19 protein-coding genes and 1 other RNA gene are annotated in these 19,959 nt (G+C 53.0%); 15 read left to right on the top strand and 5 right to left on the bottom strand.

Annotated features, from left to right (window positions below; translation table 11 throughout):
• Positions 1-281 precede the first annotated feature (281 nt).
• Complete coding sequence (locus F3H20_RS06430; RefSeq protein ID WP_149734126.1) at positions 282-1,256, top strand: L-lactate dehydrogenase; 975 nt, start codon at positions 282-284, stop codon at positions 1,254-1,256.
• Between the two features lie 58 nt (positions 1,257-1,314).
• Here F3H20_RS06430 and ssrS read toward each other — a convergent pair.
• Positions 1,315-1,489, bottom strand: a non-coding RNA gene (gene ssrS, locus F3H20_RS06425) — 6S RNA.
• Positions 1,490-1,706: 217 nt separating this feature from the next.
• Positions 1,707-2,333 carry a M23 family metallopeptidase gene (locus F3H20_RS06420; protein WP_149734125.1) on the bottom strand — a complete coding sequence of 209 codons (627 nt, stop codon included), beginning with the start codon at positions 2,331-2,333 and terminating at the stop codon, positions 1,707-1,709.
• 354 nt (positions 2,334-2,687) lie between these two features.
• Here F3H20_RS06420 and F3H20_RS06415 point away from each other — a divergent pair, with 354 nt between their 5' ends.
• The 6 genes from F3H20_RS06415 (at position 2,688) to F3H20_RS06390 (ending at position 8,200) form a co-directional block, all read left to right on the top strand.
• On the top strand, positions 2,688-3,821 hold the full coding sequence (locus F3H20_RS06415; RefSeq protein ID WP_149734124.1) for an efflux RND transporter periplasmic adaptor subunit: 1,134 nt from the start codon (positions 2,688-2,690) through the stop codon (positions 3,819-3,821).
• Between the two features lie 31 nt (positions 3,822-3,852).
• Positions 3,853-4,212 carry an arsenate reductase family protein gene (locus F3H20_RS06410; protein WP_149734123.1) on the top strand — a complete coding sequence of 120 codons (360 nt, stop codon included), beginning with the start codon at positions 3,853-3,855 and terminating at the stop codon, positions 4,210-4,212.
• A gap of 185 nt (positions 4,213-4,397) precedes the next feature.
• Positions 4,398-5,156, top strand: a complete 759-nt coding sequence (locus F3H20_RS06405) for an ABC transporter ATP-binding protein (protein WP_149734122.1) — start codon at positions 4,398-4,400, stop codon at positions 5,154-5,156.
• 13 nt (positions 5,157-5,169) lie between these two features.
• Positions 5,170-6,057, top strand: a complete 888-nt coding sequence (locus F3H20_RS06400; RefSeq protein ID WP_149734121.1) for an ABC transporter permease — start codon at positions 5,170-5,172, stop codon at positions 6,055-6,057.
• A 37-nt stretch (positions 6,058-6,094) separates the two neighbouring features.
• On the top strand, positions 6,095-7,135 hold the full coding sequence (locus F3H20_RS06395; protein WP_149734120.1) for an ABC transporter substrate-binding protein: 1,041 nt from the start codon (positions 6,095-6,097) through the stop codon (positions 7,133-7,135).
• 18 nt (positions 7,136-7,153) lie between these two features.
• Positions 7,154-8,200, top strand: coding sequence for an ABC transporter substrate-binding protein (locus tag F3H20_RS06390; protein ID WP_149734119.1), 1,047 nt, complete (start codon positions 7,154-7,156; stop codon positions 8,198-8,200).
• A gap of 188 nt (positions 8,201-8,388) precedes the next feature.
• On the opposite strand, the gene F3H20_RS06385 is transcribed toward F3H20_RS06390, so the two are convergent.
• Positions 8,389-10,002 carry a PucR family transcriptional regulator gene (locus F3H20_RS06385; protein ID WP_188128219.1) on the bottom strand — a complete coding sequence of 538 codons (1,614 nt, stop codon included), beginning with the start codon at positions 10,000-10,002 and terminating at the stop codon, positions 8,389-8,391.
• Positions 10,003-10,153: 151 nt separating this feature from the next.
• Here F3H20_RS06385 and allB point away from each other — a divergent pair, with 151 nt between their 5' ends.
• From allB to F3H20_RS06360, 5 genes are read left to right on the top strand one after another with little or no spacing between them, the layout of a single operon-like run.
• On the top strand, positions 10,154-11,518 hold the full coding sequence (gene allB, locus F3H20_RS06380; RefSeq protein WP_149734117.1) for an allantoinase AllB: 1,365 nt from the start codon (positions 10,154-10,156) through the stop codon (positions 11,516-11,518).
• Between the two features lie 2 nt (positions 11,519-11,520).
• Positions 11,521-12,750, top strand: coding sequence for a M20 family metallo-hydrolase (locus tag F3H20_RS06375; RefSeq protein WP_149734116.1), 1,230 nt, complete (start codon positions 11,521-11,523; stop codon positions 12,748-12,750).
• Between the two features lie 11 nt (positions 12,751-12,761).
• Positions 12,762-13,520, top strand: a complete 759-nt coding sequence (gene allE, locus F3H20_RS06370; protein WP_149734115.1) for a (S)-ureidoglycine aminohydrolase — start codon at positions 12,762-12,764, stop codon at positions 13,518-13,520.
• Between the two features lie 14 nt (positions 13,521-13,534).
• A complete protein-coding gene (locus tag F3H20_RS06365) occupies positions 13,535-14,476 on the top strand; it encodes an NAD(P)-dependent oxidoreductase (protein WP_149734114.1) in 942 nt (313 codons plus the stop codon).
• A gap of 28 nt (positions 14,477-14,504) precedes the next feature.
• Positions 14,505-15,752: a Zn-dependent hydrolase gene (locus F3H20_RS06360; protein WP_149734113.1), complete on the top strand. Its 1,248-nt coding sequence runs from the start codon at positions 14,505-14,507 to the stop codon at positions 15,750-15,752.
• A gap of 371 nt (positions 15,753-16,123) precedes the next feature.
• Here F3H20_RS06360 and F3H20_RS06355 read toward each other — a convergent pair whose 3' ends face one another.
• On the bottom strand, positions 16,124-16,705 hold the full coding sequence (locus F3H20_RS06355; RefSeq protein ID WP_149734112.1) for a cyclase family protein: 582 nt from the start codon (positions 16,703-16,705) through the stop codon (positions 16,124-16,126).
• Between the two features lie 152 nt (positions 16,706-16,857).
• Here F3H20_RS06355 and F3H20_RS06350 point away from each other — a divergent pair, with 152 nt between their 5' ends.
• Positions 16,858-17,415, top strand: coding sequence for a MarR family winged helix-turn-helix transcriptional regulator (locus F3H20_RS06350; RefSeq protein WP_149734111.1), 558 nt, complete (start codon positions 16,858-16,860; stop codon positions 17,413-17,415).
• Complete coding sequence (locus tag F3H20_RS06345) at positions 17,412-18,125, top strand: MBL fold metallo-hydrolase (RefSeq protein ID WP_149734110.1); 714 nt, start codon at positions 17,412-17,414, stop codon at positions 18,123-18,125. Before F3H20_RS06350 ends, F3H20_RS06345 begins: the two co-directional genes overlap by 4 nt.
• A gap of 66 nt (positions 18,126-18,191) precedes the next feature.
• Here the strand turns inward: F3H20_RS06345 and F3H20_RS06340 are convergent, their stop codons facing one another.
• The gene (locus tag F3H20_RS06340; RefSeq protein WP_149734109.1) at positions 18,192-18,578 is read right to left on the bottom strand and encodes a hypothetical protein; all 387 of its coding nucleotides are present in this window, start codon (positions 18,576-18,578) and stop codon (positions 18,192-18,194) included.
• Positions 18,579-18,860: 282 nt separating this feature from the next.
• Here F3H20_RS06340 and rocF point away from each other — a divergent pair, with 282 nt between their 5' ends.
• Positions 18,861-19,808 carry an arginase gene (rocF, locus tag F3H20_RS06335; protein WP_149734108.1) on the top strand — a complete coding sequence of 316 codons (948 nt, stop codon included), beginning with the start codon at positions 18,861-18,863 and terminating at the stop codon, positions 19,806-19,808.
• Positions 19,809-19,959: the final 151 nt, after the last annotated feature.

Genomic DNA, 19,959 nt, shown 5'->3' with positions numbered 1-19,959 from the left:
TTATCAATATTTTGAAATATGAACGTTTGTAAATTATATGTCGTTAAAAGTTGTATGTTTACAAAATTTCTATATGCTCGATGCAGGTACAATGCGAACATTTGTGCCTTATCATTAATAGTTCTTGGCAGAAATGCGGCTGGCGGTATGAATTACCAGATTACTGCGGCAGGATTTTGGCCGGAACAGCGGAATATTCTATATTCAAATTTATGGCGTGTTATAGACAGAGGAAGACAGGTATAGAGTCCTGCCATAAGATAAGGAGAGTAGGGTGTGGAATGAAAAGCGGAAAACTTGTTATTATCGGGGCGGGCAATGTGGGGTCGGCCATTTTGAATTCGGTGCTGCGGCTAAACATAGTCAATGATATTGTGGTGATCAATCGCAACCAGGATAAGGCACGGGGCGAAGTGCTGGATGCCAGCCATACAACCGCCTTTGTGTATAGTGCCAATACGTCGATCCGGGTCGGCGGCTATGAAGAATGCGCCGATGCCAAAATTATCATCATCACCTCGGGCGCCAATATTACACAGGGCAATAATGGTGACCGCATGGTACTATTAGAGAAAAATGTGGCTATTTTATCGGAAGTGATGGACAATATTACAAAATATACTAAGGAGGCGATTGTCATTTTGGTTTCCAACCCGCTGGATGTGCTGGTCTATGTGGCGCAGACCCGTTTTGGATATCCGCGGGAAAAGCTTATTGGCACCGGGACCTTGCTGGATACGGCCCGGTTTAATAAGATGCTGGGCGACATTTGCGGGGTTGATGCGAAAAATGTGACAGGCTATGTATTAGGCGAACACGGTGCTGCGGCATTTATTCCCTGGAATACCGTCAATATCGTGGGAATCGCTTTTGATGATTTTGAAAAACAGTTCGGTTTAGCGGAAAAAATCGACAAGGATAAAATTCTGCAGGATATGAAAACCGTGGGTTTCGATATCCTGGCTTTGAAGGGGCATACCAGCTCCGGCGTGGCTTTAAGCGCCTGCCGCTTGGTGACCGCCATCATGCGCAATGAAAAGTGCATACTGCCTGTCTCCATTGTGCTGGACGGCCAATATGGCGTGACCGATGTGGCTTTAAGCCTGCCGTGCGTCATTTCGGAAAATGGCATCGAACGGGTGCTGGAGCTGCCCCTGGATGAAAAGGGGCAGGGCGAGCTGGATCATTGTGTAAGTCATTTGAAAGGAATTCTGCGGACGCTTACCGCGGGGAACTCCAACGCAGGCGGCCAGTAACCTGTCGGGCTAAGGCGGATAAAAACGGTAAAGGGACTTATCAAAAGATAAGTCCCTTACTGGTCCCAGGATGCCGCCACCTGGTATGTTCAAACCTGCCGCTAGCAGGTGGGCTTCATAAGATATGGTTTTGCCTTCCACTCTTCGGTGGCCCGGCAGCCGCATACCATCTAAATCCCCAATTAATAAAGTAGGTTGAACATAGCAAAAGTTCGCGTGCATCACAGGATTACGATTTATTTGTTAACATAATAACATGTATTTTATTGTTAAGCAATAGGCAGTAAGCAAGAAAAATAGCGGTTCTGTTTAACCGGGTTGGCATATGCTGAGGTATACGACGGTATGCGGCCGCTTGATTTTCTGCTTAAGGGACCACTGATTTATTCACCAGCTCATCCTGACGGATCTTTCTCGCCAGGCTGGCCGGCTAATTAAATCAGCGGTTCCTTAGTATAATACCAGGTAAGCTACGGGATCGACGGCGGTGCCGCTTTTCCGGATTTCATAGTGGACGTGGGGGCCGGTACTGTTGCCGGTACTGCCGGCATAGGAAATGATCTGCCCTTTCTTGACTTCCTGGCCGACGGTTACAGCCACTTTATCGTTGTGCCCGTACAGCGTTTCCAGACCGTTGCCGTGATCAATTTTAACCAGATTGCCATAGCCGCCGGCCCAGCCGCTTTGCACTACCTTGCCGTCTGCCGTAGCGACGACCGGCGTACCGGTGCCGACGGCAATGTCCAGTCCCTGATGCAGTTCGCTGCCGCTTTCCAGGGGCGAACTGCGCCAGCCAAAGCCGGAGGTGATTGTTCCGTAGACCGGCCAGATAGACGGTGTGGCGGCAAGAGACGGATCGGCCGCCTGGGTAACCGGCCGCTGCTGTAAAGTGGCGGCCGGTTCTTTTTTTATGATTATGGCGGCGCTGGGACCGGCTGTTTCCTGATATGCTGCCAGACTGCCGATGCCAAAGAGCAGGCAGAAGGCGGCCAGAACGGTCAGGCAGATGCTTAGCGCCGTTTTTTGAAACGAATGGGTAACCGGCCGGCTGCCGGCTGTTTTATAAGACAGTTGCATGCAATATATACCTCCTTACGGTACCGAACGGAAACAAAAGTGCTCGCTCCCGCTCGCTACAGTATACATTATAACGGAAATGAGCGGTTTTGGTTCATTTTTTTATCGACGCTGCGGCAAAAGGAGTCCCTTATCAGCCTAAAACCGGTCAGATAATGGTGAGACTAGTTTTCGCGACACGAGGCGGCGGAGGACGGCATACCGGTATATGCTGACCGGAGGCAACGAAGAGATGGTTCCCTAGACCGTCCAGCATTTACCGGATCAGACAGGTGCGGGACCTGCCTTGACGGCGGAAGGGAAAAGTGAGAACATAGTATCTGTTATAGTGTTAGTTTTACGGAGGAAAAGTATATGAAAATAGCAATCCGGCAAAATCAGCCGGTGCTGGTAGGCGGCTTGCTGCTGCTCGTACTGGCCGCGCTGATTGCCGTCAGTTATCATTTGTTTCCGCTGCTGCGCTGGGCCCGGCACCAGTTCCAACTGCCACAGTCGCCTGCCGCTGTAACGGCGGTTGCTGCCGGTGTTGTGGACAAGCCATACAGACTTGTCCGGACCGGTTCGCTGGAGCAAGCCCAGCTTTTACCGGTTTACACAGAGTATGCCGGGACGGTTGCCAGGCTTTATGTGGTGCCGGGGCAGGCGGTTAAAACCGGGCAGCCGCTGCTGACCCTGGAGGCGGTCACTGCGCCACCGGTGGTACAGCCTGCGCAGCCGTCGGCCGGCCTCCCGGCCTCGCGGGCTTCTTATGAGAACGCGCAGCAGGAATTCGACCGGTATCAAAAATTGTATGACCTGGGAGCGATTTCCCGCAAACAGTTGGAGGCGGCGGCAGCCCGTCTTAAAGCTGCCCGGGAAAGCCAAGGCAGTGCGCCGGCGGCGTCGGGAAGCACCACGCAATCCGTTGCTGCCGTGCCCCGTGGTCCGGTAGAAGTAAAAGCGCCGGCTGACGGGATTGTCACCGGGTTGATGACCGCGCAGGGTAAGAACGTGCCGTCCGGACAGCAGCTTATGTCCTTGGGCAGCGGGCAGGAATTGGAAGCGGTCATTTCACTGGAGCAAAGCGATTTGTATGTATGCCGGCTGGGTACGGCAGTTACGCTGCAACTGGGTGAGCAAACGGTGCCGGGACAGGTTGCGGGCATCTATCCGGAAGTAGGGGAGGATCAGTCCGTTACCTACCGGGCTCATATCAAGCTGACTGGTCAACCGGCCGGTCTGGTGCCGGGGATGGCCGTGCAAATGATCCTGGAAACGGGGCAGACGGTGCCGGTGCTGGCCGTTCCGTCGGCAGCCCTGCAACAGGATGATACAGGGAGTTGCTTTGTCTATACCGTAACGGACAATACCGTTGGGACACAGCCGGTGTCTATCGGTGAGACCGTAGGTGATTTTACGGAAATTACCGCAGGCCTTTTGCCGGATACGCTGGTGCTTCGCGGCGCGGTTGGCGGTCTGTATCCCGGCGCAACGGTCGTGCTGCAATGAGGGAGTCATTATCATAGAGGAGTGATTTAGGATGGAGGCAAACTGCCTGTTTCTCTGCTATCCTGCCTGCAGTACCTGTAAGAAGGCCCGGCAGTGGCTGATGGAGAATCAGATATCCTATGAGGAGCGTAATATCAAGGAAGCCAAGCCGTCGGCCGCAGAGCTAAAAGCTTGGCAGGCTAAAGCCGGCGTACCGCTGCGGAAGCTGTTCAATACCAGCGGCATTTTATATAAGTCGCTGGCCCTAAAAGATAAACTGCCGGGGATGAGTGAAGAAGAACAGTTGACGCTCCTGGCAAGCGACGGTATGCTGGTCAAGCGCCCGCTGCTGATCACCGGGAACCGTGTGCTGGTAGGTTTTAAAGAGGCTGAGTGGAAAACGATGGGCTGAGCATTCACCCAAAAAGCTTCATGTGCAATGAGCATAGTGAAAAATAGTTATAATGTGCACATGAACATTGAGCAGTGCTTCCAGACATACTATAATAAACCCATACTCAAATGAATGAAACAAATTTGCAATGGCGCAAACCGTGAAAACCGGTTTGCGCCGTTTTGTTTTTGGAGGGAAAGCCGATGGCGGTCAGCTTTGAACATATTTATAAAGCTTTTGATGAAGTAAACGGAAAACCGCAATACGTTTTGCAGGATATCAACCTAACGATAGAGACGGGCCAGTTCATCTGTATTTTAGGTAAGAGCGGCTGCGGTAAATCCACGCTGCTTAACCTGCTGGCCGGTTACCTTAAGCCGGATAAAGGCCGTATTCTGGTGGACGATAACCGGGTGGAAGGTCCGGCAGCCGACAGGGGCGTCGTATTTCAGCAGCACGCCTTGTTTCCCTGGTATACGGTGCGGGAGAATGTGGAGTTCGGTCTCCGGCTGAAAAACCGGAAAGACGCGGCCCAGATCGCTACCAAATACATTTCACTGATCGGACTGGAAGGATATGAGAAGCTGTATCCGTCTGAACTGTCCGGCGGCATGGCGCAGCGGGTGGGCATTGCCCGGGCACTGGTCAACGACCCAGCCGTGCTGCTGATGGATGAACCGCTGGGAGCGTTGGATGCGCTGACCCGCGATACGATGCGCAAAGAACTGATCCGGATCTGGCAATTGAGCCAGAAGACCATCTTTTTCATCACCCATAGTGTACCGGAGGCGGTTTATCTGGCCGACCGGGTGGTGCTCTTAAAGCAGGGCGAGGTTGCCCTGGACCAGCCGATCAACCTGCCGCGGCCGCGAGAGACAAAATCTCCGGAATTTTTAAGCTATGTCGAGCTTTTTGAACAAGGCTTGACCGATAATCAAACAGAGTCAGTCATTACGGAATAAAGGGGTGATTAGCATGCCGACAATGGAAGAAGGTTTGATGAAGCTGCAGCGAGGGCTTCCCGCGTTACCGCAGGAGGAGGTGATCGTTCCCCGGAAAATTTCGGAAGCCAGAAAAGAAAGAAACAATAAATACTACAAGGGTATTTCCCTATTCGTTTTCTTCTGTATCTGGCAATTTGTCAGCCATCTGAATGGCCTGAACCAGTGGTTCAATCCGGTGTTTCTGCCGTCACCGGTGACAGTGGTGAAAACAGGCTATGAATATTTTATGGCCGGTACCTTGGTTGATCATCTGACTATGAGCTTTTACCGGATGATTGCCGGCTTTTCCATCGGCGTGGTGGTGGCGCTGGTGTTAGGAATTCTGATTGCGACAAGCCGTGAGTTTGACAATATTCTGTCGCCGGTTCTGAATATGGTGGGCCCCATTCCGGTATTTGCCTTTTTGCCGATGTTTCTCATCTGGTTCGGCATTGGCGAATCCTCTAAGATTGCCCTGATCGCTTACGCCACCTTTATACCGCTCCTTAGCTACATTGTGGACGGCATAAAAAATACCGATCCGGTGCTGATCCGGTCGGCACGCAGTCTGGGGGCCACGCCCCGTCAGGTATTTACCAAGGTCATTTTGCATTCGGCCCTGCCCCATATCTTCGCCGGTATGAAAATCAGTCTGGCGTTGACCTTCTCCGCCCTGGTGGTGGCCGAAATGATGGGCGCGTCGTCCGGACTGGGCTACATCATTGTGAATGCCAAAAACTGGTTTAAAATGTCTGATATGTTTTTATCGGCCACTTTGATCGGTTTGGAATATACCCTGTTCTACGGGATATTGACCCGCCTGGAAAACCATTTGTTTAAATGGAAAAAAGCCGGAGCCAGTAAAGCGGTAGAACATTAGCTATTAAATTGAAAGAAAAAAGCATGGGGGGACAAGAATGAAAAAAAGTATGGTAGGGTTGGGTTTTGCGGTCTGTATGCTGGCCGCGCTGGTAGCCGGCTGTGGCTCAGGCAGCCAAAAAACGGAAAAAGAGGCGCCCCAAGCGGCGTCCCAGGAGATTGTCGCCTATGGCGTCATTGATCCGCAGATTTCGGCGCAGCAGATTATTGCCGACAAAAAAGGGTTCTTTGCCGCCGAGGGAGTCAAGGTGACCAATAAACTGATTCAGTCGGGCGGCGACATTTCACCGCTAATCTCGGGCGGTACGGCCCAGGTATCTTTTGAAACACCGTACACCGACATTGCCGTGGCAGCCAATAACGTAGGCGTTAAAATTGTGGCGCCCATGGCCGATATCGGCAATACCCAGGCGGTGGTGGCCGGCAAGAATGTAACCATTCAGAAGGCGAAAGATCTGGAGGGCAAGAAAATCGGCATCGCGGCCGGGGCTGGCGTATTGATTGCCATCCGCAATATGTGTACCGAGCTGGGAGTCGACATCAACAAGATCCAGTTTGTCATCTTAAGCCCCAGCGACCAGATTGCGGCCCTGGACCGCGGTGACATTGATCTGATGGCCTGCTGGGAACCGTGGGTCAGCAATGCCGTCAAAGCCGGCGGCAAGCTGCTGTTCAGCGGTCTCAACTCTTATCTGCCGGATAAACAGGGACCGGTGTCATGGCTCAGCTTTTACACGACCATGCAGGTAACCGATCAGTTTCTGAAAGAGCATCCCCAGGAAATTCAGGCGATGCTGAAAGCACTGAAAAAAGCCACCGACTTCATTCATGAGCATCCCGATGAAGCCGCCGAAATTATTGCCAAGGAAATCAATCTTGATAAAGAACAGGTAAAAAGGATTATGGGGCAAAACAAATATTCTATGCAGTTTGACGATCATTTCAAAAAATCCAGCGACGAAATGGCCTCGTTTATGAAAGAAATGAAGAATATCCCCAGCAAGCCGGAATTCAGGCAATATGCCGATCCGACGCTGTTAAAGCAGGCCTTGCCGGAATTGGTGACGGTAGCGGAATAAATAGAGGAGGAAATAAAGATGAGAATAAAAAAGGGATTATTGCGTAGCTGCGCCGCCATGATGGTCATTGTAGCCGGTTTAGCGACGGCCGGCTGCGGTGGCGGACAAAAGGCTGCCGCGCCGGCTGCCGGTTCGGGGGCAGCCAAGGAAATCATCGCCTATGGTGAGCTGGACCCGCAGGTATCGGGCCAGCAGATTATTGCCGAGGAAATGGGCTATTTTAAAGAAGAGGGCTTAAACATCAAAAATAAGCTGATGACCGGGCCTGATGAAAATGCGGCCCTCGTGGCCAGCGGTGAAGCGGGCATTTGTTTCGGTTCGATCTATAACAACATTGCCGTATCCGCCAACGGCGTAAAGGTCAAGGTGCTGGCTCCACTGGCCAATGCCGCCGGCACGCAGAGCGTGGTAGGCCGCAAGGATTTGCAGCTTACCAGCGCCAAGGATTTGGAGGGCAAGAAAATCGGCATGACTAACGGCGCCGGCGTATTGATCGCCATTCGCAACATGGCGGCGGCCACCGGCACCGATATCGGCAAGATTCAGTTTGTCAATCTGCCGGTTTCCGATCAACTGGCGGCGCTGGAAAAAGGCGATATTGACGCTATGGCGGCCTGGGAACCGTGGGTCGGCAAGGCTGTTGACATGGGCGGCAAGCTGCTGTTCAGCGGCACGACCTCCAATTTACCGGACAAACAGGGCGATGTTCACTGGATTGACTTTTATATGACGGTCCAGGTTACCGATGATTTCTATCAAAAGAATCCGGAAGTGGCCGAAAAACTGCTGAAAGCGTTACATAAGGCCACCGACTACATCAATCAGCATCCGAAAGAGGCTGCCGCCATTATCGCGAAACGGATTAACATCAAGGAAGACGAATGCTTCCGTATTATGCAGAAAAACGTATATGCCATGAACTATGATCAGCAGTTTGTCGACGGGGCCAACAAAATGGCCGAATTCATGCTGGATATGAAAAATATCAAGGCGGTGCCGGAGGCTAAAACCTATCTGGACCCCAGCGTATTAAAGAAGGTTTTCCCTGATGCGGTGAAAATCTAAGAAGTTTGTTGCCAAGGTAAGCACTGGTTAAATGAACCTGTCGGGCCGGCGAGAGATTTTTTCGTCTGGCAAGGAAGTAAACCGCAGGAATAGCGGCCCCTATTGCAAGGTTTTGCTGACGCAGCAAGGCGGAAAAAGCTCCGTCAGAACGCGCAGTGTGAATTAATCAGCGGTTGTCCAGGAGCCTGTCACTTTTGTTTGCGTAAATCCAAAGCGCACAGTCCCAGATATAACAGAAAATTTTCATCCATATCGCTCAGGTCGGTATGGAGAAGCTCTTTGATCTTTTCAATCCGGTGCAGCATGGTATTGCGGTGCAGGTAGAGCTGCTTGGCGGCCACGCTGGAGTTGAACTTGCTTTGAAAATACACTTTCAGCGTGGCTGTTAAATCGGTATTGTTCTGGACATCGAAGTCGAGCAGCGGCTGCAGGGTGCTTTCGATGATCTGGCTGCTATCCTTTTTATAGTAATGAAGCAATAAATGGTAAGCGATTTGATGAAAATAAGAAGCCGGCGCCGTCTGCTTCAGGCGCTGCTGCAGGGCAAGGGCTTGCAGGCTCTCTTCAAAAGAGGTATGCAGAGCCTGCAGAGTATGGTGAAAACCGCTGATGCCGGACGGCAGCGGGAGTTGGCTGAGCTGCTGCGCTTGCCGGCAAAGACGGTCGGCGATACGGCGGACTTCATTGAGTGCGTGTACAGGATTGCTCTCGACGGGAAACAGAAAAAACGCGCAGAACAGGCTGTCGTTGGCGCAGGTGAAAATGGCCATCTCGTCGGTGCGCGTCTGGGAGCAATAGTTTTGCAGCAAAGGCAGGAGCTTCTTTTTTGGCAGCTCGCTGTAGGCTTGCAGGGAGAAGCTGGCACAAACCCAGGCTTTATGATAGTTGAACCCGTAAAAGGAACAAATTTGCTGCGTTTCTTCCAGGGTGGCCTGGGTATGGTGCATCAGGAAATTTAAGAAGAAATGGGCGCGGTTGGCAGGGCCCGGCCGGGACACTTGTTGCTGTTCGCAGGCAAGGGCCATGATTTGAGCCGCTTTATGTAATACAGCCATAGTCTGACTGCCGGTCGGCTGGTTCTGGGTGAGGAGACAAAGATAACCCAGATGGTTGGGCAGCAGGCTGGCCAAGAGCAGGTACTGCCGGTCATTCAGAGTGAGACTGAAATCGGTCAATGGCATGGTCTGTTCGGTGAGCTGATCGGCCATGGCGACGGCTGCCTCGGCAAGCTGCCCGCTGTCAAAAGCGGCCGGTGCCGCCAGAGCGAGGCAGGCGTAAGACAGGTCGGTAATTAAGACAGGGCTGCCGAAGAAATCAGCCGCGATTTTTACCAGGCAAGTCAGGTCTTTATGCTGAAAAAAGGCTTCGCTCAGCTCCATAATGAGCTGCTGGTCCTGGAGCGTTTGTTGGTGCTGCTGCAGATACAGCTTGTTGTATACGGTGTGAATGATTTCCGAGAAGCCGTAGAAAAAGGGTAGTTCGATGACCGGGAAATCCAGCTTTCTGGCTTCGTCCAGCAAAGGCTCGGGGATGGTTTTGAAAAACCGCTTGATTTTGACGGCCAGCCCGGCGCAGCCAATTTCTTTCATTTCCCGGATAATGGTGCGCTGCAGCTCGGGATCATCCTTAAAAATATAGCCGGTGGTCAGGATTAACTCATTCTTTTTGAACCATTTAAGCACATCCGGATTGTCGAGGATATTGACGCTGGTAATCTCGCCGGACGACTGAAGGTTGCCGACAACTAAACGGATATTGTTTAACTGACTGTGATGAATAAACCAATCTAACGTAACTGCCATACCGTTCATCCCTTTGCTAAGTAACCACTGCTTCATTCGCGCATCGCGTTCCGATGGGTTCATTGAATCAGGGTTACCTTGGTAAGTTTGGCTAGATTATATCACTCCATCTGGAAACGGTAAATATAAAGTCGTAAAGGAAGGTGGCACCGTGTACGATCTGTTAATAAAAAATGCCCGGGTGGTTACCGCCGATGAAGTGATTGCGGCGGCGGTAGCGGTAAAGGATGGCAAGGTTGCCGCCGTTCTGGCCGGTGAAACGCCGGTGCCGGCGCGGCAGGTGCTGGATTTGACAGGGAAATACCTGCTGCCGGGCGTGATTGACTGCCATGTGCATTTTAACGAACCGGGCTATACCTGGCGGGAAGAATTCGCTCAGGGCAGCCGGGCGGCCGCAGCCGGCGGCGTGACAACGGTGATCGACATGCCGATGCAGAACAGACCGCCGGTTATCGACCAGGAGGTCTTTGTCCGCAAGGCGGAACTGCTGCAGGGAAAATCAGCCATTGATTACGGCTTTTGGGGCGCTCTGGTCAAAACAAATCTGGATAAACTGATCGGTTTGCAGGAAGCCGGCGCGCTGGCTTTTAAATGCTTTATGTGCAATCCGGGCCAGGATTATACGGCGCTGGATATAGCGGAAATTGAACAGGTGCTGGTTACTTTGCGGGAGTTTGGCGGGTTGGCCGGCTTTCACTGTGAGGATCACGACATGATTGAACGGCTGCAGACCGCCAGTCTGGCTGCCGGAAAAACCGGCCGCCGCGATTATCTGGCGGCGCGACCGGTCGAGGCTGAGCTGAAAGCCGTTAACGACATTATCGCTTTGCTGGATAAAACGGAAGGCCGGGCCCATATTTGTCATGTTTCCCACCCGGCCGTGGCGGAAGCCATCCGGCAGGCTAAAATAAAGGGGCTGGATATTACGGCCGAGACCTGCGTACATTACTTGCTGTTTACCGGGGAGGACCTGGTGAACGAAGGGCCCCGGTTTAAGTGTTCGCCGCCGCTTCGGACGGCAGCCGACCGGGAAAAGCTGTGGGACTATGTGTTGGACGGCACGCTGGACTGCATTTGCTCCGATCACTCGCCCTGTACGCCGGAAGAGAAGGCGGAAGCTTCCGAGACCGGTACCTTTGGCGCCTGGGGCGGCATCAGCGGGGTGCAGACTTCATTGCAGACTTTTTGGGATTTGGCGGTCAACCAAAAGGGAGCGGACCCGTCGCTGGTGGCCCGGGTGATGAGTCTAAATCCGGCGGCTATTTTCGGTCTGTATGGTGTCAAGGGTGCCGTCATACCCGGCCGGGATGCTGATTTTACCGTGATTGACCCACAAAGAAACTGGGAAATTACCGCTGATGAGCTGCTTTACAAGCACAAATTTTCGGCCTTTACCGGTCTTAGCGGCACCGGCGCGCCGGTTATGACCATCGTCCGGGGGCAGGTTGTGATGGAAAACTGCCGGTTGCGGGACGAGGGTACCGGTCAACTGGTCCGCCGCTGCAGGGAGGAATAACTATGGAACTGCAATTGGCGCGGCTGACGGAACGGATTAAGGGTCATTTGGCAAAGCTGCGCTGCTTTTCGTCAACCCTGGAGGGTGTTACCCGGCTCCCCTTTACCGCCGAAGCCCGTCAGGCGATTGATTACCTGACGGAAGCCATGAAGCAGGCGGGTATGACTGTACGGTTGGATGCATCGGGAGCCCTGATTGGGCGGTATGAAGGCCAAACAGCGCAAACGGTGGTGCTTTGCTCCCATTATGACTCGGTGCCGCACGGCGGCGCTTTTGACGGCATCGCCGGTGTGGTATGCGGCCTGGAACTGGTGCGGGAACTGGCGGCGGCCGGCCGGCGCCTGCCCTGGTCGCTGGAGGTGGTGGCCACCAATGATGAGGAAGGCGTACGGTTTGGCGGCGGCTTTTTCTCCAGTAAAGCGTTTTTAGGTCTGTGGCAGCCGGCCCAGTTGACCGCTATCCATGACGGCGAGGGGGTCAGTCTGGCGGCAGCCATGCGAGACTTCGGACTGGAGCCAGGGCAGATTAGCCAGGCTGCCTGGGACTTAACTACCATCCGCTGTTTTATTGAAATTCACTGTGAGCAGGGGCCGGTGCTGGAACAGCAGCAGCGGGAAATCGGCATTGTCAGCGGCATTGTCGGTATGCGCCGCTATGTGATCAGCCTGCAGGGACGCCCGGATCACGCGGGGACCACGCCGATGACCATGCGGACCGACGCGCTGGCGCTGGCCGCCCGGCTGATCAGCAAGGTTGAGGATACGGCACTGACCTATCCTGAGGCTGTCGCCACCGTCGGCTTTTGCGATATCCGACCTAATGTGGTGAACACCATTGCCGGGCAGGTAGTGTGCAATCTGGATATCCGGAGCCGCTGGGAAGCCGATATACAGGCCATGGAAGATGACATTCTGGGCTTTATCAGGAAACTGGCCCGGATGCGGCAGGCCGGCTGCGAAGTAAGCCGCACGCTGACGGTACGGCCGGCGGAACTGGATCGGACCTTGCAGGGGCTGCTGGAAAATAGCTGCCGCCGCCGGGGCTATGCTTTCGGCTATTTGCCCAGCGGCGCCGGTCATGATGCCCTGCAACTGGCGACGGCGGTGGCGACGGCTATGGTGTTTGTGCCCAGCCGGGGCGGCCGCAGCCATTGCCCGGAGGAATATAGCGACAGCCGCCATCTGGCAAAAGCCGTGCTGGCTGTGCTGGATACGCTGGAAAATTTGCCGTAGGAGGAAAAATCATGGGATATCCAAATGATGTATTAAGTACCCGCGCCATCGTGAAACCGGGCCTGTATGCCATCATACCGAAGGACGGGTTGGTCAATAATGTCATTCCTTATATCGAAAACTGCCGGGTTAGTATTGTGGCCTCGCCGAAAATGGGCGCCGGCTTTGTCCAGTATGTGGTGGAAGCGGCGCCGGGCGGCCGGACAACAGCCCCTTTCGGCGGCGAACCGGCAATCGAAAGCTTTTTGTACTGCATCGAAGGAGCGTTGGCTGTTACGGTTGGTCAGGAACGTTTTGTGCTGACTGCCGGCGGCTTTATCTACGCGCCGGCCGGTGCGGGTATTGCCTTTACCAGTGAAGTGCCGAGCAAGCTGCTTTTGTATAAACAGAGGTATCTCCCGCTGGCCGGGAAAGCTGCCTATACTTGCGCCGGCAACGTCAATGAGATCGCTTACCGGAACTATGACGATATGGCCAATGTATATATCAAGGACTTGCTGCCTACCGGGCTGGGGTTTGATATGAATATGCATATTTTAGCCTTTGAGCCGGGGGGCTGCCATCCTTTTGTGGAAACTCACGTGCAGGAGCATGGCGCCTATATTTTAAGCGGCGAGGGGATGTACCTGATGGAAAACACCTGGCTGCCGATCAAAAAGGACGACTTTATGTGGTTCGGTCCTTATGTGCCCCAGGGCGCCTACGGGGTGGGGCGGGACCTATTTGCCTATATTTATTCCAAGGACTGCAACCGGGATGTCACGTTATAACAGAGGAGGATACTATGAAAATTGCCATTATTGAACCCTTGGGCGTCGAACGGGAAAAACTACTGCAAATTGCCGCCCAAGTGCTGGGAAAAGACGCCGACATTACCTACTACGACAGTCCGCCCGCCGATCAGGCGGAGGTGGTGGCCCGGTCCCGGGCCGCCGATATCGTTGTGCTGGCCAATATGCCCTACCGCGAAGCGGTGCTGGCCCAGTGCCCGCAGATTACCATGCTGTCGGTGGCCTTTACCGGCATTGATCACATTGATATGGCTTATTGCCGGCGGAACAACATTACCGTCTGCAATTGCGCCGGCTACTCCAATGAGGCGGTCGGCGAGCTGGTCTTCGGGCTGGTGCTTGGCTTGTATCGCCGTCTGATTGCCTGTGACACGGCGGTGCGCCGGGGCGGGACCAAGGACGGACTGATCGGATTTGAACTGGCAGGAAAAAAATTCGGTATTGTCGGCACCGGTGCCATCGGGCTGAAAGTGGCGGCGCTGGCCCGGGCCTTTGGCTGCGAGGTGTATGCCTACAGCCGGACGGTGAAGGACAGCCCGGGCATCCGCTATGTGGATTTGGATACGCTGCTGGCAACCTGTGATATCGTATCGCTCCATGTACCGCTTATGGAACAGACCAGGGAGTTGATTAACCGAGAGAAGCTGGCGCTGATGAAACAGAGCGCTGTTTTGATTAATACGGCCCGCGGTCCTGTTGTTGATGCCGCGGCGTTGGCTGAAGCCCTGACAGAAGGGCGGCTGGCCGGGGCGGCGGTGGATGTTTTTGAACAGGAGCCGCCTATTCCGGCCGGACAGCCGCTGCTGCAGGCGCCCAACGTCATTTTGGCGCCCCATGTTGGTTTTGCGACCAAGGAGGCTTTGGTCAAACGGGCGGTTATTGCCTTTGAGAATATAAAACAGTGGCTGGCTAAGACGCCACAAAATGTAATGTAAAAGGAAGCAGAACGAAGGTGGCGTTATTATGACAAAGCAGGCAAGTGCAGCTAACATCCGCCATTGGCTGGAAACGATCAACACCTATAACTCCACGCCGGGAGCCGGTACTACACGGGTTTTGTTCACCAAGCCCGAGATGGAGGCCAGACAATATGTAAAGGACGAAATGCGAAAGCTTGGGCTGACGGTAAAAGAAGACGGGATCGGCAATATTTTCGGCATTTTGCCGGGCCGTCAGCCGGAACTGCCGCCGGTCTGGACGGGATCGCACATTGATACGGTGCTCCATGCCGGCATGTTTGACGGCATGAGCGGCGTGGTGGCCGGTTTAGAGGCGGTGCGGCTGATCCGGTCAGCCGGCGCCACCTTTGAACGGAGTATTGTCGTGGTGGTGTACACTTCGGAAGAACCTACCCGCTTTGAACTTGGCTGTCTGGGCAGCCGGGCGCTGGCTGGCAAACTAAACCTGGCCGATGCCTATAAGCTGGTGGACAAGGGGGGGCGGAATCTGCCGGAGGTGCTTACCGAGCTTGACTATGACCTGGCACGGTTTGCTGAAATTCCTATCAAGCCGGGTGCGGTATACGGCGCGGTGGAGCTGCATATTGATCAAACCGGCGTATTAGAGCGGGCAGGGAAAACGGTGGGAGTTGTCAAAACCATCTGTGCGCCGACCAACTTCGATATCGAGGTGACCGGCTGCCAGTCCCACGCCGGCGGCACTTCCATGGAGGAGCGGCGCGATGCCTACGCGGCAAGCTGTGAAATCGGTCTGGCATTGGAAAAACTGGCCCGCGAGTCGGACAGCGAATATACGACGGCTACCATAGGGCGGGTGGAAGTCTGTCCCAATGCGGTCAATGTCATTCCGGGCAAGGTAAAGTTCTCTATTGATATCCGCGACTGTGATTTTGACGCCAAAGAGCGTCTGGTGGCCAGGCTAAAAGCGGTGATTGCCGGCATTGAGGCAAAACGCGGCGTTCAGGTCAGCCTGACCGAATACAATAACGACCAGCCGATGCACTGCAATCCGGCGATGATGGCTAAGATTGAGGCGGCCTGCCGCCAGCGCGGCATTTCCTATCAAAAGGTAATCAGCGGCGCCTTCCATGATTCTATGCTAGTCGGTGAGTTTGCCCCGGTGGCGATGATCTTTGTACCCAGCAAAAACGGCATCAGCCATAGCGCCGAAGAATGGACCGACTTTGCCGATATTGCAGCCGGCACCGATGTACTTATGGATACGCTGCTGGCCATGGCAAACGAAGTGTAATAATGCTGTTGCATAATAATCTTGTTTATGTATTACAGTCTGGATGTGCTGCCAAATAGTCAGACATCCTTTTGGCATTGCCCCAAAAGGACCAAAAAGGCTAGGCCTGTTCTCCAACATACTTGAAAAATTGCCGGCTTACTAAAATCCGTAAACTCGCTTCGCTCAAACAAATACCCAAAGGGCACAGCGCGGATTTCTTAACGTAAGCCGGCAATTTTTCATCCTGCGGAACGTATGTTTCCAAAAAAGGCCGAACAAGAAAACAGAACGGGCAGTTGTACTCTTTTATGACAAAGGCTCCGTTCTGTGTAAGGCAATTTGGTATAGAGGGGTAACTATCTGTAGCAAGCGGTTTTCGGACTCGTGTTTTATATTTCGGCAACTACCCGGCAGGGGAGGCCGGACAGGCCGGCGTAATTGACCGGATAGGTATGGACCAGGAAACGACGGCCCTGGGCTTTTTGCATTACTATGTCCAGATTGGCCAGGTTTTCAATGACGAAAATATGGTGATCGGCGCAGTACTGGTCGGCCTGTGCGTGTCCTGCCGCCTGGCGGATTCCTGCCATATCCACGCCGATGAGACTTACTTTTTTATTTACCAAAGAGGTGATCAGTGCCTGAGACAGCTCGGGATGATTTTTAAAATAACCGGGACTGCCATAGGGGTGCTCTTGCAGCCAGCCTGTATAAAACAGAACAAAGTCATCCTCCTGAATGACCGTGGCAGCAATATCGGTTACTTCAATTTCTCTGTCCCGTATATGGCTGACATCAAACAGGATGCCTTCCCGCTCCGTGTTATCCAGGGAAAAGGTTTTGTCCATGACATCAAAATGTGTTCCGATGTGGCCGAATTTCCCGACAGGAGGGATTTGACCGGCTGCATCAAGCTGAAAAAATGACTGCAAAAGGTCTTCGGTCAGTGTTACCGATAGATCAATTTTCATGCTAGATCACTCCTTTAAGTTTATTGTTTCCTTATAAACAATTTTATTATAACGGAAAAATGTTTCCATGTAAACAATTCGGGGCGGATTTATTTTATTTTACCGGTTAATGCGCTATAATAGACATAAATACTATTGAGCGGGTTGGGACTATGAAGCAGAAAGAAGCAGAACTGAAAGAGTTAATCGGTAAAATCGAAACGCTGGTGTATCATGTGGAGACGCTGGAAGGACAGGAGGAAGTTTTGCTGCAGGCGGCGTTGGCCGGGCAAATTGATGGGCGCCTGCAGCAGATCGGCCTGTCCTTGACCGAATGTCATGTTCTCGACTGCATGGAACGCCATGCCGGCTTGAACACGACAGCCATTGCCAAGCAGATGAACATGACCAAAGGCGGCATATCCAAAATCGCTGCTAAATTAATTAAAAAAGATTTGATCGAAGTGCGGCGTCTGCCCGATAATCAAAAAGAAATCTACTATAACCTCACGCCGTTGGGCAAACAGGCTTTTGGACTCCATGCCCGTCTGCATAGAATTGCGCGGGATCAGTTTACGAACCAGTTCGGTCAGTACAGTCCGGCAGAATTGCAGACGGTAAAGCGATTTATTGATGATCTGATCGCCATCTTGCCGGCCGTAGGACAAGAGGGCGGCTTGTTTCAACCAGACGGCAGGTTGTATTCGTCAGAAGGAGGGGAAGGAAAATGAATCTGGTGACTGTGTTAACCCTGCAGGGAGCCGGTGTGCCCAAGGAGGTGCATCCCGTTATCGTAAGCGACGATAAGGAACTTGTACTGATTGACTGTGGTTATCCCGGCAGCTTGCCTTTGCTTAAGCAGGCTGCGGCAGAGCAGGGGGTGGAGCTGGACCGGCTGACAAAAATCATCATCACCCATCACGACTATGACCATATGGGCTCGCTGGCCGCCTGCAAAAAAGCCTATCCCGGGGTGCAGGTAGTGGCAGCCAGGGAAGAGGCGCCGTATATCGCCGGCGAGAAAAAATCGCTGCGGCTGCAGCAGGCGGAAGCCCTGCATGCCGGCCTGCCGGAGGAGCAAAAAGCCACGGCCAGGGAATTTCAAGACCGGCTGGCAGCGCTGGAGCCGGCAACAGTGGATATTCTTGTTCAGGACAGGGACTGCTTTCCCTGGGGCGGCGGTCTCGAAATTATTGCCACACCGGGGCATATGCCCGGGCATATTTCGGTATACCTTAAGGAAAGTAAGACGCTGGTTACCGGCGATGCCCTGGTAGCCGAGGCGGGCCGGCTCTTGTTTGCTAACCCGCAGTATACCCTGGATATGGAACTGGCCTGGCAGTCCAGCCGGAAGTTTCTGAATTATGATATAGCAAGAATGGTTTGCTATCATGGCGGCATTGTCACCGAGAACATCCGGGCGGCGCTGCTGGCTATGTAAAAATCAAACAGGCGGGCTGTCCTGGAATGTATCCAGAACAGCCCGCCTGTTTGATTGCCGAAGCCGCTACGGCCTGTTTTTAACTTGGCTTAAGGTGCTGGGCGGACGGCTATTAAATTGTTCATAGTATTCCACCTCGAAATACATCCGTTCAAAAATGATTTTACTGATCATTTCGTTGATTTCCCGGCAATTTTGCTGGAAGCCTTCATCGATGGCGCTCATCAGGTGATCGATCTGTTCCTGCGGCATATCCGGCAGCAAGGGTAGATTAAAGCAGGGTTCGAAGGTCTTATTGGCATAATTAGCCACGAAATGAATCATCCGGTCGCCGACCTGTTCAGTCAGATCGGGATTGCCGGTCAATTCAAACAGGTAGGCGCGGATCAAACGATCCATTTCCTGCAGCATTTGATCATCGGAGGTAGGAAAGCTGACAATTTTAGCGGTCATGGCAGGTGCTCCTTTATGCGGTACTTGGCGCTTTGATTTCTTTCCTGACGGGCGGTCGCATCAGCCTGAGGAACGAAAAACCGTAGCTGGCTAATCCGCTGGTTTACATGCAATCATCATAGCATTATTATCGCGGGGAACTATTAGAATTGGCTTTGGAAAAAAGACGAAAAATGCAGATAAAAATATGTACTGAAAATATAAAACATATATTGTACTTTGTCTCCAAAAGATGTACAATGAAGGTCGCGATTGAATCTAGTAAGGCGGTGATATGGTTCGATGAAAAAGAAAATTTCTATGTTAGGGGTCCCCATGTGGTTGGGACAAACGCGGTATGGCACCAATTTGGGGCCGTCGGAACTGCGGCTTGCCGGCTTGACAGGCCGTCTAAAGCAGCTTGGCCTGGAAGTGGCCGATGAGGGTAATGTCCCGGTGGGAAGTGCCGGGCCGCGCAAACTAGCAGATAAGAACATGAAAAATACTAAAGCCGTTGTCAAAGCTAATGAGAAGTTGGCGGCAAAGGTTTCCGATATGGTAAAGAAAGGGCGATTTCCCCTGGTATTGGGTGGCGACCACAGTATAGCCATCGGTACACTGGCGGGCATTGCCAAGCACTATAAGAATCTGGGGGTCATCTGGTATGACGCGCATGCCGATATGAATACCCCTGAGACCTCGCCTAGCGGCAATATTCATGGAATGCCGCTGGCAGCCAGCATGGGACTGGGGCCGGCTTGCCTGACCCAGATCGGCGGTTACAGCCACAAGGTCCGGCCGGAAAATATTGTGCTAATCGGTGTCCGGGATATTGATCCCGGTGAGCAGGAACTGATTGCCAATGCCCGGATTAAGGCGTATTCGGCCGACGATGTCAGCCGGCTTGGCATAGATAAAGTCATGCAGGCGGCGCTTGATTATCTGGCTGAACGCTGTGACGGCATTCATCTCAGCTTTGATCTGGACGGCATTGATCCGGCGGAAATTCCCGGCGTAGGTACGCCGGTGAGTGCCGGCATCAGCTATGCTGACAGTCTGCAAGCCGTCGAACTGCTGTTTAACTCCCAAAAGATTACTTCCGCCGAATTTGTTGAAGTCAATCCACTGCTGGATAAAGGCGGCGTCAGTGCCCAACGGACAGTGGATTTAATCAGTACCTTGTTTGGCGAAAAAAGTGCGCTGGCACTCCGGAGCGAGATTTCAGTCGGTGCAGCACAGCACGTGGTATAAAGAAAATCATGGCAATGCAGCGACAAGGGCCTTGTCAGCAGGGATGGCTTACCCGAAAGGGATAAGACATCCCTGCTTTTGCTATGTCTTATCGTGGGACGGCTGGATAGAATAGTGTAAGAATTCCTTGGCAAATGACAGGGAAAAAGGG

The organism is Propionispora hippei DSM 15287, assembly GCF_900141835.1.
Taxonomy (GTDB): domain Bacteria; phylum Bacillota; class Negativicutes; order Propionisporales; family Propionisporaceae; genus Propionispora; species Propionispora hippei.
Note: the sequence above shows the minus strand (reverse complement) of the source record. Positions and strands in the feature narration are given on the sequence as shown.

Bases quoted from the DNA above. Each gene is read 5' to 3' on its own strand.
- F3H20_RS06410 (WP_149734123.1), top strand. From the start codon at position 3,853: ATGGAGGCAAACTGCCTGTTTCTCTGCTATCCTGCCTGCAGTACCTGT.
- F3H20_RS06345 (WP_149734110.1), top strand. From the start codon at position 17,412: ATGAATCTGGTGACTGTGTTAACCCTGCAGGGAGCCGGTGTGCCCAAG.
- F3H20_RS06365 (WP_149734114.1), top strand. From the start codon at position 13,535: ATGAAAATTGCCATTATTGAACCCTTGGGCGTCGAACGGGAAAAACTA.
- F3H20_RS06415 (WP_149734124.1), top strand. From the start codon at position 2,688: ATGAAAATAGCAATCCGGCAAAATCAGCCGGTGCTGGTAGGCGGCTTG.
- F3H20_RS06355 (WP_149734112.1), bottom strand. From the start codon at position 16,705: ATGAAAATTGATCTATCGGTAACACTGACCGAAGACCTTTTGCAGTCA.
- F3H20_RS06420 (WP_149734125.1), bottom strand. From the start codon at position 2,333: ATGCAACTGTCTTATAAAACAGCCGGCAGCCGGCCGGTTACCCATTCG.
- F3H20_RS06390 (WP_149734119.1), top strand. From the start codon at position 7,154: ATGAGAATAAAAAAGGGATTATTGCGTAGCTGCGCCGCCATGATGGTC.
- F3H20_RS06350 (WP_149734111.1), top strand. From the start codon at position 16,858: ATGAAGCAGAAAGAAGCAGAACTGAAAGAGTTAATCGGTAAAATCGAA.
- F3H20_RS06375 (WP_149734116.1), top strand. From the start codon at position 11,521: ATGGAACTGCAATTGGCGCGGCTGACGGAACGGATTAAGGGTCATTTG.
- F3H20_RS06385 (WP_188128219.1), bottom strand. From the start codon at position 10,002: ATGGCAGTTACGTTAGATTGGTTTATTCATCACAGTCAGTTAAACAAT.
- allE (WP_149734115.1), top strand. From the start codon at position 12,762: ATGGGATATCCAAATGATGTATTAAGTACCCGCGCCATCGTGAAACCG.
- F3H20_RS06395 (WP_149734120.1), top strand. From the start codon at position 6,095: ATGAAAAAAAGTATGGTAGGGTTGGGTTTTGCGGTCTGTATGCTGGCC.
- F3H20_RS06405 (WP_149734122.1), top strand. From the start codon at position 4,398: ATGGCGGTCAGCTTTGAACATATTTATAAAGCTTTTGATGAAGTAAAC.
- F3H20_RS06340 (WP_149734109.1), bottom strand. From the start codon at position 18,578: ATGACCGCTAAAATTGTCAGCTTTCCTACCTCCGATGATCAAATGCTG.
- F3H20_RS06400 (WP_149734121.1), top strand. From the start codon at position 5,170: ATGCCGACAATGGAAGAAGGTTTGATGAAGCTGCAGCGAGGGCTTCCC.
- rocF (WP_149734108.1), top strand. From the start codon at position 18,861: ATGAAAAAGAAAATTTCTATGTTAGGGGTCCCCATGTGGTTGGGACAA.
- F3H20_RS06430 (WP_149734126.1), top strand. From the start codon at position 282: ATGAAAAGCGGAAAACTTGTTATTATCGGGGCGGGCAATGTGGGGTCG.
- F3H20_RS06360 (WP_149734113.1), top strand. From the start codon at position 14,505: ATGACAAAGCAGGCAAGTGCAGCTAACATCCGCCATTGGCTGGAAACG.